The following is a 13362-nucleotide window of genomic DNA, read 5'->3' as shown; positions in this document are numbered from 1 at the left end:
TAGCTAGTATTAATGACCAGATTTAATGAGTATTCAAACCGTAAGGACCACCATCCAGATAACCAAGATAAGCATCTTCTTCGTACCAATACTCCTGATCCAGCTTTTCTCCATCACTGTTCGTATAAACACCAGAATAAAACGGCAGATCATAATACCAGTATTTAACACGTTCCGATTTTGGATAGTTCACAGCCAGCGTTTCAAACCAGTTCTGAAATTGCTTCTTGGGGATGCCCTTCCAGCGTAAACAATAGCTAACGTTGTTTGCACCCTTGGCACAGAATATCATGATCCGAAGTAACCGGGCTTGCTCAGTAATCGTTTCTTTTTCCTTACCATAGAGATCAAGGGCCTCTGTAAACATTTCAATTGGTGCTCTTGGCTGATCAGTCGTTTTATTTTCCGCCCAGACACCTTCCCCAGCTAAGTGCACATAAACAGGTTGGCAGTTTTCAAGATAACGATTGATCAGCTTGCTACGTGCATAGCTACAGCGCGGCGCGATATGATTCTTATATAGAAAATAGGCAACGTCAGACAACGCTTTGGCCCGCTCCTGCCCTCTATCCTGTCCCAAAGAAAGTGTTTCCAAGTCTTGTTCAAGATCGGCATAGAGCTGTACTTCGTCCCGTAGCTTGCTTGATTTATCCAGTGCTCCAGCCTTTAAAACAGCTTCCCAATCCAATCTTTTGGAAAGCAGGGCTGCCCCTTGCCAATCTTCTTGAATCATTGCCTCGTCCAAATGTGGACGGATCAGAGCAAACTTCAACAAGGGATTATCTGTACCTGATAGAGCAGAGATAAAATCATTTGTACTTAGGAAATAACGGGATATCTGCTCATAAAGGACAGTGTCCAATATGGTAAGTTCCGAAAACTGCCCATCATCATTAAAGTTATCATTCTGAATGGCATCCTCCAGAATAAAAGCCAGCGGTGTTTTGTCCTTTAGCCGCACTTCAAGCTGTTTACTTCGTAGAGCAAAAAGATCTTCAAGCGAGGTCGCGTTACCTGCGGCGATATCGTTGATTTGCATTCCAGCGCTCTCAAACTTTCCTCCTTCCAAGTTAACCACAGCCTCAAAGGCTTGAGCATGACTGTAAAGTGGTGTGTTTTTATACGCATTACTCGAAGGTTCTTTTCCTTTGAGTAAATAATCGCAAACCATCTCGCTATAGGTTTCAATTTCATCATACTCACCAGAAGTAACCATCTCTATCTGAGAACACAGTCCCTCCAGTTCTTCTGATTTGGAAGCATCTTGCGACTTTGAAAGAAGTGAAGCTAAAAGCGTGATACCATTACGGTGTTTCAGTGGCCGTATTGCGATTTCATCAATATTGGAGCGCAAGGCATTTATCGCGAGATGATCAAGTTGATCTGTTTGATCCTCATCACTTGTCAGTAACTGCTTGCCCGCAATTTCGTCCAGAAATTTTGTGTAATAACGATCCCGATCTCCGTAATGTAACCAAATGCCAATTTCCATATCTTCGACATGACGTCGGTATTCTGATTGAGGAAAATCGGTCAGGAACGCTTCGGTAAAACTATTGAAGATCGCAGGTAAGAAAACCTTTTCCTGCCCCTCTCTGCCATTGTGAAACAGGGCCAGAACTTCCATATAGCGCGCGGTTTCAATTAACCATCCGGTCTCACGACCTCTGTTCTTTTCCTCTAGCGCGATCATTGCAAAAAGCTCTGCTGCTTCTGGAAAAAAGCCATCGTGATAAAAAGCGGCGGCTTCGATGTATTGGGCCCAGTTTTTATATAAGCCCTGTTCTTTTCTTATATGCCCCAGAAATGTCTGAGAGGTTTTCAAGTAGTCATCAAGATTGAAAAGGCAATCTTGTACAAGGGCCAGACGCATCATAGCGAGATGTCTGATTTCATCTTGATCCAGATCGCTACTTTTCAAGCCCATATAATAGCTATGAAGGTTTGAGAAATTGCCCCCGCTGTAACAATAAGCCTGGGTAAGATAGTCCCCTTTGGCAAAAAGCTCTTCATTCTCTTTACGAACAAAGGCACCCAGTTCTTTCGATGTAAGTTCCTCAATACGATAAATTTTGTGGAAATCTCGAATACCCTTGGAAATTTCAAGTTCGTCATCAGACCCGTCAATACTCTCAAGTAACTCAGGGCGATAGCCCCGGATCAGTTGTTCCAGAAATACCTTCGCACGGCCTTCTTGAGGGACAAGCATATCAAGTTGTGTTGATGAACAATAACGCGATGCTATGGGCTGCTGACAAGGAGGACCACCACCAGCCTCAAGTTCACGAGGGAGCAAGATCGCGATCAACATAACACTCAGCAGTAATGAAAATTGCCATGCGAAACGTCCCATATTTCTTTTGCTCCTTATAAAGACTTAGCCATCTGTTATCATCACAGAGAAAACCGTATCTGATGTTATTAACTTTTTTTATGGCATCAAGAAGATGACCTGTTATCGGTGTTTGTTTTTGACGATAAAACATCAAAGAAATTTCCGATACTGCCGTTGCCAACGTTCTTGCACCTTGTCGATTATCTTCAAACCAGGTGGGTAAACCTGTTATCCGAACGGATATATCAGCAGGAATTCTTTTTTTAATATCCAATAACCAAATCCGATATTCATCAAGTTTGGAAGATGGGCTGTCATAGTCAATTTCAACCCCGATAATGTTTCGACCTGCACGTTTCCAAATATTCACATCACGATTTATAAAAGCGGACACTTCCCTGCTATTCACATGGTTTTCCATACGATATGTCAGAATTAGCTTTTCAGTGTCCTGAAAGTATTTTGGGCTTTGATGTAGCGTTGATTTTTGATCAGCGTCATGCCCCCAGGAACGAACAAGAACCCTGGCCCCGCCTGCTTCGCAAGATAGCCTCAACATCGCACAATCGCTTATAAATTTTTGTTGATGCTTATCTCTATCGCTCAGCGACTGACCTGCCCAAACCCAGTGATCGACAATCAAATTTTGTGCGTGTACAGGCGATAAAGCCAAGAAGACCCAAAGGAGGAATATACCTGACTGTATTCCCCTTGTTTTGCCCCAACCTATCAGCCCCATAAAACTATCAGCCTATCACTTGCTATTCACCACTCCATGCCAGATTAACACAAAAGGCATATGGCTAGACAAGCTTATGAAACGACCTGGGCCGTCACCTCACAAAGAAAACACAAAATAAATACAATTATTTTCATGTCATCCGACAACATTTTTATAGTAAAAGAACGAAGGCCCCTTTAGCTCTAATTTTTTTCTCGTCAATTGATTAATTTGGCAGGTGCCCCTTTAGGGCGCTTTTGGAAGATCCAGTTCAAGATCATCCTTGTCACTGGTAATTTCAGCATGCATCAGAATTTTCGATGTAAAAGCCATCGACGTATCAATGACCCATCGCACCTGCTTTTCGCCGACTTCATTCTGAGCAGCAACAACTTCTGGCAAAATTTGTTTCTGAAGAAATCCAGCAACCCCCGCCAAAGCACGAGATCCCAAACGGAGATCCTGCGCCTTGAGTTTAAAAGCCGATGTTACTTCAACTTGGGTAGCGATATCATCCAGAATATCCATCATCCTGCTGACCTCTTCATTCACTCGTCCGGTCCGATTGGCAATAAAACGTAAATGACCTACATAAAAAGTATAATCAGACATCCATCTACACTCAACAACAGACCATTGTATCAGGCCTTCTTAAAATTCACCCGACAGAATTGCTTCCACCTTTTCCTGAACTGAAAGAGCATCAGCAAAGCTTGCCATTGAATACTGTCTGTCTTCTTTCCATGCAACAAGATTATCCAGTCCACGCATATAACCGTGTTGTCTTGCGTCATCGATTTCAGAAAGCTCTCGTTTCCATTCGTCGCCCGTTGTTGAATAGAGCTGATCCCACATCGTCAATCGATAGGATTTTTTCTCTGCCCAAACAGTAAACTCGACAACATCGGGGCCAACCCCGCCTGCACTGGCGTGAAAGGAAACAGGTACGTTATCGCAGGCCAGTTGGGCCTGTACATTTGTCTCGCAAGAAATATCATCTTCTGGATAGATTGCACAGGTATTCAATAACTCAGCAGTCCCCAAAAGACGTTCGGTTAAATAAATAAAATGCGATCCTACTTCCCTAACAAAACCACCTTCTGTTCGTTGCGACAACCAGGTTGCATCCTGCTGCCATTCACGTGGCCAAGGAGCAAAATGCAGACGAATATCGACAGACGTAATCGTCCCTAACTTACCAGCGTCAATATCAGCCTTGATCAAATCAGTGGCCGGAGAGTTCGCCAGTGGGTAATTAACAGCATTTAAAACAGCCTTTTCTTCAAAAGCCGCAACCATTTCCTGTGACTGTTCCACGTCGATCCCAAGTGGCTTTTCACAGAAAACCGCTTTTCCAGCCGCCGCCGCAGCCAAAGCATAATCCCGGTGGGATGCAGGTGGACTGGCAATATAAACCACATCAACATCTCTGTGTTTGATAACTTCTTCGACAGTTCCAACAACATCCAGAGAAGGATAATTTTTCTGAGCATCAGAGCGTGCAGATTCATTAGGATCCCAAGCAGCTGCCAAGTTAAATTCACCATGCACCGACATATTTGTCAGCATGCGGTTTCCCATAATGCCCAAACCAATAAAACCAATACCCAACGCCATCTCTATATCCCGCTGTAATCCGAAACCAAGTGTTAATCTGAACCCCTAGAGCTCATGTTTGAAAGAAGATAGATAATGCGCCACAAAAATTGGTTTGACCAGTTTTAAGTTTGTTAAATTAAAAGACATACACCACCGGTTAATAGTTACAGCCAAACTTTTGAGATCAATGATATTGCTCAGCCTACTACTCTTCTTATAACTTTAGATCTCACTAGATTTTAAACTTACAGAAAGTAATTTATTCTTGAAAAAAATACTGAACGAGTACTTTGACAAAATTGCGCTTATTATCGGTAATGGTATTAACCGATATGGGCCTGAGAACAACAATTCATCTTGGGAGAGTTTGCTTGAAGAGCTTGCTCTAGGATATAGGCTCTTCCCAAATAAAAATAATAAGTTGAAATTCTCTGAGCTTATTAAGGGATTATCCCTCACAGAGTTTTATGACATTGTTGACATGAAAGCCAATCAACTTAATAGATCAACAAGTTTCCAACAGGAATTTTGTTCATTAATGAAGGATTGGCCACCAAAAAATCATCATTTCTCAATTGCGAATTGGGCACAACATAACAGTAGCCCTATCCTTACGACAAACTTTGAAAATACATTGGGAAAGTCAACAGCATGTAAGCTCTCGAAAATTGACTCTATACCCGGAATAGCACGTAAGAATTTTACTGATTATTATCCTTGGAGTAGTTATTACGGAACAGGCAAACTATCCAACCCGATCGATGGGTTTGGTATCTGGCACATGAATGGAATGGAATACTATCCTCGCAGTATACGCTTGGGGTTAACGCATTATATGGGATCAGTTGAGCGAGCGAGAGCTTGGTTTCATAAAGGCAAAAATTCAAGGCTATTTAGTGGAAAAAGTATGAGCACTTGGAAAGGTTCTCAAACATGGCTAAATATCATATTTAATAAACCTCTCCTCATATTTGGCCTTGCACTTGAAGAAAACGAAGTTTTTCTACGATGGTTACTACTTGAAAGAGCACGATATTTTAATAAGTTTCCCAATCAATCTAAAAAAGCATGGTATGTTTATCCATCTAATGAAAAACTCACTAATGGAAAGCGCATGTTTTTAGAAGGGGTTGGAATCACACCCTATGAGGTTCATGATTATGACAGTATTTATAGTGACCAAACATGGGGACGAGCCTGAGAATAATAATAAGCTGATAATTAGAGAAACAGGATTCGAAAATAATTTGTTATAAAAACAAAAAAGCCCCAGCGTTTGCTGAGGCTTTTTGAATTGGTAGCGGAGGAGGGACTTGAACCCCCGACACGCGGATTATGATTCCGCTGCTCTAACCAGCTGAGCTACTCCGCCATAAGGCTTTTACAGTGCTGTAACGAATAACTGATTCGTCAACCATCCACGCTGTAAGAGGGGTGATAATGCCATGACACAAAACTGTCAATAGCGGAGTCATCCGCTTTTTCTTTTTTTTGAAAATTCATCTCCCCTTCCCCACTCTCAATCTGTGTTGAACCTAAAAGATAACGGATGAAAGTCGGTATAATATTGGCTTGTATCAGGCTTCACAGCCCACTAATCTCACCTATCGCCCTTTCTGAGATAAAGAATAAAGCCATAGCTGAGCCATACCATGCGAAACATCTTTAAAATGTCGCAAAATACCTGGGAACACCACGCTCATCCGATGTCAGGGTGGACGCGTGTTGCTACAGGGTGGCTGATATTTCCGGCAATATGGTCTCATGAAGCATGGGGGTGGCCCGTGGCCGGCTTTCTTTTATTTCTCTTCGCCTTTTGGATGTATCTCAACCCCCGTATATTTCCCAAACCCCGGCACACTGATTTTTGGGCATCGCAAGTCACCTTTGGCGAACGTATATGGCTAAAGGAAGTACCCTTTGATGGGCTGGACGAGTTACTCGACATGCACAGATCGCAAACACGCGCGTTAAGCATCATGGCAGGGGTTGGATTTTTCGGCGGCCTTATCACCGCCTACTTGAATTTATTCTGGCCAACCATGTTTTTTGGCTTTGCCATGACCATTGGAAAAATGTGGCTCTGTGATCGTATGGTCTGGCTTTTTAATGACGCCATAGAAATAAACCCAAAGCTTGCAGAATGGATTCATTAAAACAGTTTGTTCGTCCTCAATTATAACCCACTATCCTGACTACAGGTAATCATCTGCAAAAACCAAACTCTCGCAGCCAACAAAGCGTTTGATCCGCTCCAGTTCAGATGTTAGCGCGTTGAGGCGTCCTTTGCTGGCTCGCACTTTGGGCTCAAACCATAGGCCTTTGATAAACAGTTCCGTTCCCTGTCGTTTCATATCAATACGCCCAATAAGGTTTTCACCTTCAAGCAAAGGGAAAACATAGTATCCATATTGACGTTTTGCTTCGGGGACAAAAACCTCGATACGATAATGGAAATCGAAAAGACGTTCGGTGCGTTTTCTATCGCGGATCAACGGATCAAAAGGACTAAGTACTCTCACACGTTTTGGGACTGTCGGCAAATCATCTAGCTGGCCTAAGATGCCCTCAAAAGCATAGACTTTACGTGGTTTACTACCATCAGCAGATAATACCTCAACCTCGACAAGTTCCTTACCAAGCTTCTCTTCGCACCAGACTTTGGCTTCGGCTGGTTTTATCCCATCCCAAAAAGCAGCGAGTTCACCCGGCGTCGCAAAACCAAGTTTTTCCATTGCTGAACGGCACGACCAGTCGACAAAGCTTTCATGGTCAATATCTTGGCAAAGAACTTCTGATGGAATAACTCTATCTGTAACGTCATAAACCTTTTGAAATCCATCACGACGATCAACAGATAATGCCCCCGTACGCCACAGGAATTCTAAAGCAGTCTTGGATGGATGCCAGTCCCACCAACCCTGATTTTTCTTTTTCGCATCTCCCTTACCCGGACCGCTATCCGGTTTCTTCATATCCCGGGAACGCGTCGGCCCGTGCTCGCGAATATGTTCCAGAACCGCCCTGAAATTTTCTTCAAAGCCTTCCCGTCGCCACTTGCGCCATCTTTCCAACAAGTAAGCCTCTGTAAGGCGAAAGCGATACTTCCAATAGGGATAATAAAGCATTGGAATTACCGATGCATCGTGTGTCCAGTTTTCAAACAGGGAACGGTCATTTTCCAAGAGCAGATCAAAATACTTTTTCTGATAGGTCTGATTTCGGGAAAAGAGGATCATATGATGCGCACGCTCAACGGTATTGATACTGTCGATCTGCACAAACCCCATACGCTCTATCAGGTCGAGTAACTGAGTTTTCGTTTGTTTCGTGGCAGGGTTATCGCATAAACCCTGCTGCTTCATAAACAACCGTCGGGCTTGAGAATTACTTATCTGAGGGACCATGCGCTGCTATTTCTGTGAAATGTGAAAAGAAACACCTCACAGAACGTAACAGGAACAAAATCGCAATTCCAGAAAGAAATAAACTTACCGGATTTTGGCCTTATGCTGCACCCTGCGCTTCTTCGTCCATAATCTGCTTTTCGGTAGAAACGATCCAGCCACCGCCCAGAACACGATCACCATCATAAAAAACAGCAGCCTGTCCCGGCGAAATACCATAAAGCGGATCATGCAATACAACACGGGCCCCGCCCATACCTAGCCCCTGCCCTTCCGGGTAAACCGTAGCAGAGGTTGGCTTTGATGCCGACCGAAGCTTAACAGTGACTTCGCGCCCCCGGTCGTTCAGAGGTTCTGCCAACCAGTTTAGCTCATTCACAAGAACAACATCACGGGAAAGCGCTTCTTTGGGGCCAACGATAACCTGCTTCTTCTCAGCGTCCAGACGAATAACATAAATTGGATCACTGGTACCACCAACACCGATACCGCGACGTTGCCCGACCGTATAGTTGATAATTCCGTCATGCTGCCCCAGAACAGTGCCATCAAGGTGAACGATATCCCCCTTGTCCAAAGCACCGGGACGCAGACGTTCTACCACACGGGCATAAGATCCATCCGGCACAAAGCAAATATCCTGACTATCGGGCTTATCGGCAACGGATAGCCCCATACGTTCTGCAATTTTCCGGGTTTCCGTTTTCGGTAAGCCCCCCAAAGGGAACCTGAGGAAATCCAGCTGATCTTCGGTTGTTGTGAACAGGAAATAGGTTTGGTCTTTTGTATCGTCAAAAGCCCGATGAAGTTCAGGACCATTGGGACCTTCGATCCGCTGAACATAATGGCCCGTTGCCATCACATCCGCGCCGAGGTCCTTGGCCATCGCCAGCATGTCTTTAAACTTGACTTTCTGATTACAACGCACACAGGGAATGGGCGTTTCGCCGCGCATATAGCTGTCGGCGAAATCTTCCATTACATCCTGTTTAAAACGTGATTCGTAATCGAGAATATAGTGTGGGAAGCCATAACGATCAGCCACCGTACGGGCATCATAGATATCTTGCCCGGCACAACAGGCACCGCTTTTTTCCAACGCAATTCCATGGTCATAGAGTTGAAGGGTAACGCCGATAACGTCATAACCTTCTTCTTTCAATATACACGCAACAACAGAACTATCGACACCACCAGACATGGCAACGACTACGCGTGTATCTTTAGGTTCTTTATCTATACCAAGAGAATTCATGGGTTCGCTTATCTCGTATAACTTACTTCAGTAAACTTACTTTGACGCCAGCCGCCAAAGCCTGTTTGTTTAATGGCTATGTAAGACCATCCCGGAAGGTAATCAAGCCTGAATTAGTCAGTACTTATTACCCGCAACCATCATCGATAAAATTTGAAAAGTTCAACTACAGTACAAATTTCAGGCAACATAACAGATAACAATGAATTTGTTAATGCCCCGCCTCACAGACCACCTGTGTCGGAATTGCATGTGTAATTGAACCACAAATTAAGCCGATCCACGCGTTAACTACGACGTGACTTCACACAAACGCCTCAAGACAATAGGATCGCGAATAAGGTCTATCAACAGGGAAAAATGGCCCTTATCACTTCTGAGAAATCTGTTTTCCGGAGGAACCCGCCAGCGGTTGGCAAGATCCAGCCCCCCTTTATAAGGGGTTAGTTTATCTGCCTGCCCAAGCATAAAGATTACTTTTTCCGGCGGAACAACCGAGTGACCTGTTGGCTGCACAAATGGCAAGCATTTCACATAGTCAGATTCACGCCAACCAAGTTCATGAAGTTTTTTGGGTATGCCCAGCGCCTGTGTCAAACATCCCTTGAGAAATACATCCAGAACATTTCCACTGGTGCCAATTAAGAGTAATGCATCAGGTTTCAAATCATTATGCCAATTCCAGGCAACACTTGAATAAAGCTGTGCTGTCAACGCCCCCAGACTTACGCCACCCAGAACAACTGGCCCGCCGAGTTGCTGGCGCACCCAGTTCATTAACACAGAAATATCTGAGATCCATTGCCTGTAGAGCTTGATCAGCCCCATAGGGCCTTCACTGAAAATCTGTTCTCCGGCATAAAATCCGGGTGTTTTGCGAAACCCATGACCGGGTTGTTGAATACGTAAAACGCGAAACCCTGCCTCTGTCAGCGCACAAACAGGATCTTCCCGATCTTGAAAGCAATCCTGCTCGACACCCAAACCTTGCAAAAAAATAATCGTCGGTGCCGACGGATTTAACCCCCTTAGAGGTTCATAGCACCGCACCCAGTTTTCAGCACCAAATTCTGAATCATAACGCAACCAGTATTCACGACCATAAACACCATGAATAGAATGTGAAGAGCGAACAGCAGGTAATTTTTGGGGCGGCCGATAAAAATGTTCTAAATCATCGAGATAATCTCCAAAGGCCCCAAAGAACTCTTTTGGGGTTGGCAGTTGCCATCGTACAGGCGCAACTTCTTTGCGAATTTCCTTAAAAAACAGGGATGCCTCTAACAACCTTTGTTGTGTTTCCTGTCGTCGCCGTTCTGCAAAAACACGCCCTGCGATACTCAGGCCATCGCCAAACATAACAATTTTCCATCGTTCAAACGCTGAATTGGCGACGTGATGACGAATGCATACTTCGGTTAGCGCCCTGTCACAGTCATCAGGTAATGCCTGCTTTAAGTCCAGTTCATCGACCAGCCTGCTGGCATCCCCATCGCTTGTGATCGCGGTTTGTAAAACACGGGTAAGAGGGAAAAGGTATTTAACAATCAAGCGAAGCGCCAAAGCGTCGAACCAAGGACGAGCAAGGTATCGACCGATAGTCCCTCTGATCATCGGGTAAGTCTGGGGTGGGGGCAAACACTGAGCAGAACTATGAAAACGTTCTCTGTTTATTTGCACTTAGTACATTCCTCTCGAGCTTGTGGCTTTGGTAAGCACACATCCCCCTCAGAAGCATAATAACACAGTTTTACCTTCTATTCAGAACTTAAACCCTACTCACTCAGTATTGATCAATGAGATGGATATAAGATCCCATAACAGATCCGCTTACACAGCCAACCTGCCCCTTTTTTTGACCCGCCGCATCCCTGACATCAAACAAGGGGGTATCACCTTCATCCCCAACAACAGTAGAATAGTGAAACTCATGGGCCTTAAAGGTTGAACCTTTATCACCAAGAGCTGTGTTTTTGAGGGTTGTAACATCTCGATATCCCAGCGACCGTCGCCGTACAGCAAAAGACGTCTCGACAGGCAAAAGTCCCGCAAGTTCGTGATGATCCCCACGGTTATCAATAAGTCCCATGCCGAGAACCATGTAACCGCCACATTCCCCATAAATCGTTTTGCTATTATTTGCAGCCTGACGAAGACTTTTTAAGAAAATCTGGTTTGCGCCCAGCTGACCCACATGTAGTTCGGGGTACCCACCGGGTAGATAAATCGCATCAGCTTCAGTAGATGGTTTTTCATCAGCCAAGGGGGAGAAAAAGCTCAGCTCAGCACCTACTTTTTTCCAACCTTCCAGAAGAGCCGGATAGATAAAAGAAAAAGCAACATCCTGTGCGATTGCGATTCTTTGCCCTATAGGTGGTACAAAACTGTGTAGATCATTATGTGAAAGTATTGATGGGCGAGCCTGCTTTAGTAGCTCTTCACAACGCACATCCCATCCAACCTGCTCTGCCGCTTTGTCAAGATAGCCATCAAGCTTGCTATGCTCAATTGCCTGCACCAAGCCAAGATGCCTGTTTGGCAAAACCAGATCATCCTGCCGCTTCAAATATCCGAGGACCGGAATTCCAAGCGGCTCACAAGCTTCTTTCAACAACTCTGCATGTCGCGGCGAACCGACTCTGTTAAAAATGACCCCGCCAACAGTGATCTCAGGGTCAAAAGAGGCAAACCCATGCAAAATGGCTGCCGCCGAAGCAGACATTCCCTTCACATCAATCACGAGAATAACAGGCCATCCGGTTTTCTTTGCCAGTTCGGCGGTTGATCCTGCCCCACCGGCCGCTCCGTCAAAAAGCCCCATCACACCTTCGGTCAGGATCACATCAGCATCTTGACCGCTATGGGTAATGATAGCGGCAAGACTCTCTTGCCTCATCGCCCAGGGGTCAAGATTGAAACAGGGGTGTCCCGCTGCTGCCGTGTGATAAGCTGGGTCGATATAATCCGGCCCAACCTTTGCCGGGCTAACACGTATATTGTTATTCTTGAAATAACGCAACAAGGCCAAGGTTAGAGTTGTCTTGCCACTTCCAGAAGAAGGGGCCGCAATAATCAAGCCTCTAGGTTCCTCTGAATTTAGAGAGGCACCCGGCTGCTCCAGACTTTCTGCGCTGTCTTTGGATATCAAGCGTTCGCAACCTTATCGACATTTGCAGACAAATTAAGAGGATCAGATGTCAGAACTCTACCGTTCATTGCCCCCATCCAATCAAGGCCTGAACGTAAACGCACAACTTCACCAATCACGACAAGGGCTGGCGGTTCAATGCCACTTTTGGCGACATCTTCCACACAACTTCCCAGACTCGTTTCCAAAACTTCCTGTGACGGGGTCGACGCTCGGCTGACGATACCAACGGGTTCATCGGGGGATCGGCCATGAGCCATTAATTTTTGTGCAATATCACCCAGATGTTTAATGGCCATATAGATCACAATAACGGGTGATCCCTTCGCGAGCCCTTCCCAATTAATGTTATCCGGCACAATACCGCTTGCATTATGTCCAGTTAGAAAAGTAACCGCAGAATTGCAATCGCGGTGAGTAACAGGAATCCCAGCATAAGCCAGACCGCCAATACCGCTAGATATACCCGGAACAACACGAAAAGGAACATTTGCTTCTACCAGCGCCAGAGCTTCCTCGCCCCCTCTGCCGAATACGAATGGATCGCCACCTTTCAGGCGCAGAACTCTTTTACCTTCTTTTGCCAACTGGATAAGACGTTGCGAAATGTCAGCCTGTTTTGATGATGGTTTACCGCCCCGTTTACCAGCATATTCAAGCTCACAGCCTTCACGAGCCATCTTCAGGATATCTTCGCCGACCAGCGCATCATATATCAGAACATCGGCAGATCGCAGGGCATGCAACCCATAAAGTGTCAAAAGGCCAGCATCACCCGGTCCACCACCAACAAGCCAAACCCAGCCGGGTTCAAAATTTGGAAGGTCTAGAGGCAGTTTATCCATTTATCACACTGTCCTTCTCGTGTAGCTTCACTTTGCAGGTATCTCAATTTGG

11 protein-coding genes and 1 tRNA gene are annotated in these 13362 nt (G+C 45.1%); 2 read left to right on the top strand and 10 right to left on the bottom strand.

What is annotated here, in order from left to right; genetic code table 11:
• Window positions 1-22: 22 nt before the first annotated feature.
• From ACN0QW_RS03020 to ACN0QW_RS03005, 4 genes are all read right to left on the bottom strand, one after another.
• Complete coding sequence (locus ACN0QW_RS03020; RefSeq protein WP_417428662.1) at window positions 23-2353, bottom strand: hypothetical protein; 2331 nt, start codon at window positions 2351-2353, stop codon at window positions 23-25.
• Window positions 2283-3074 carry a DUF3142 domain-containing protein gene (locus ACN0QW_RS03015; RefSeq protein WP_417428660.1) on the bottom strand — a complete coding sequence of 264 codons (792 nt, stop codon included), beginning with the start codon at window positions 3072-3074 and terminating at the stop codon, window positions 2283-2285. Before ACN0QW_RS03015 ends, ACN0QW_RS03020 begins: the two co-directional genes overlap by 71 nt.
• Before the next feature lie 228 nt (window positions 3075-3302).
• Window positions 3303-3668 (bottom strand): hypothetical protein, encoded by a 366-nt coding sequence (locus tag ACN0QW_RS03010; protein WP_417428658.1) that lies wholly within the window; start codon window positions 3666-3668, stop codon window positions 3303-3305.
• Between the two features lie 39 nt (window positions 3669-3707).
• The gene (locus ACN0QW_RS03005) at window positions 3708-4673 is read right to left on the bottom strand and encodes a Gfo/Idh/MocA family protein (protein WP_417428656.1); all 966 of its coding nucleotides are present in this window, start codon (window positions 4671-4673) and stop codon (window positions 3708-3710) included.
• 247 nt (window positions 4674-4920) lie between these two features.
• Here ACN0QW_RS03005 and ACN0QW_RS03000 point away from each other — a divergent pair, with 247 nt between their 5' ends.
• Window positions 4921-5856, top strand: coding sequence for a hypothetical protein (locus ACN0QW_RS03000; protein ID WP_417428654.1), 936 nt, complete (start codon window positions 4921-4923; stop codon window positions 5854-5856).
• Window positions 5857-5950: 94 nt separating this feature from the next.
• Here ACN0QW_RS03000 and ACN0QW_RS02995 read toward each other — a convergent pair.
• Window positions 5951-6027: transfer RNA gene (locus ACN0QW_RS02995), tRNA-Met, on the bottom strand.
• Window positions 6028-6307: 280 nt separating this feature from the next.
• Between ACN0QW_RS02995 and ACN0QW_RS02990 the strand changes: the two genes are divergently transcribed.
• On the top strand, window positions 6308-6811 hold the full coding sequence (locus ACN0QW_RS02990) for a DUF6653 family protein (protein ID WP_417428652.1): 504 nt from the start codon (window positions 6308-6310) through the stop codon (window positions 6809-6811).
• Window positions 6812-6850: 39 nt separating this feature from the next.
• Here the strand turns inward: ACN0QW_RS02990 and ACN0QW_RS02985 are convergent, their stop codons facing one another.
• The 5 genes from ACN0QW_RS02985 to cobA all read right to left on the bottom strand — a co-directional run bounded on the left by ACN0QW_RS02985 (window position 6851) and on the right by cobA (window position 13310).
• Entirely contained in the window at window positions 6851-8062 is a 1212-nt protein-coding gene (locus tag ACN0QW_RS02985; RefSeq protein ID WP_417428650.1) for a winged helix-turn-helix domain-containing protein, read from the bottom strand.
• Window positions 8063-8162: 100 nt separating this feature from the next.
• Window positions 8163-9317, bottom strand: a complete 1155-nt coding sequence (gene mnmA / locus ACN0QW_RS02980) for a tRNA 2-thiouridine(34) synthase MnmA (RefSeq protein WP_417428648.1) — start codon at window positions 9315-9317, stop codon at window positions 8163-8165.
• Window positions 9318-9608: 291 nt separating this feature from the next.
• Entirely contained in the window at window positions 9609-10997 is a 1389-nt protein-coding gene (locus ACN0QW_RS02975) for an alpha/beta hydrolase (protein ID WP_417428646.1), read from the bottom strand.
• Window positions 10998-11100: 103 nt separating this feature from the next.
• Window positions 11101-12465: a cobyrinate a,c-diamide synthase gene (locus ACN0QW_RS02970; protein WP_417428644.1), complete on the bottom strand. Its 1365-nt coding sequence runs from the start codon at window positions 12463-12465 to the stop codon at window positions 11101-11103.
• Complete coding sequence (gene cobA, locus ACN0QW_RS02965; RefSeq protein WP_417428642.1) at window positions 12462-13310, bottom strand: uroporphyrinogen-III C-methyltransferase; 849 nt, start codon at window positions 13308-13310, stop codon at window positions 12462-12464. Before cobA ends, ACN0QW_RS02970 begins: the two co-directional genes overlap by 4 nt.
• Window positions 13311-13362 lie beyond the last annotated feature (52 nt).

This window comes from Kiloniella sp. (assembly GCF_048259265.1).
Taxonomy (GTDB): domain Bacteria; phylum Pseudomonadota; class Alphaproteobacteria; order Kiloniellales; family Kiloniellaceae; genus Kiloniella.
Note: the sequence above shows the minus strand (reverse complement) of the source record. Positions and strands in the feature narration are given on the sequence as shown.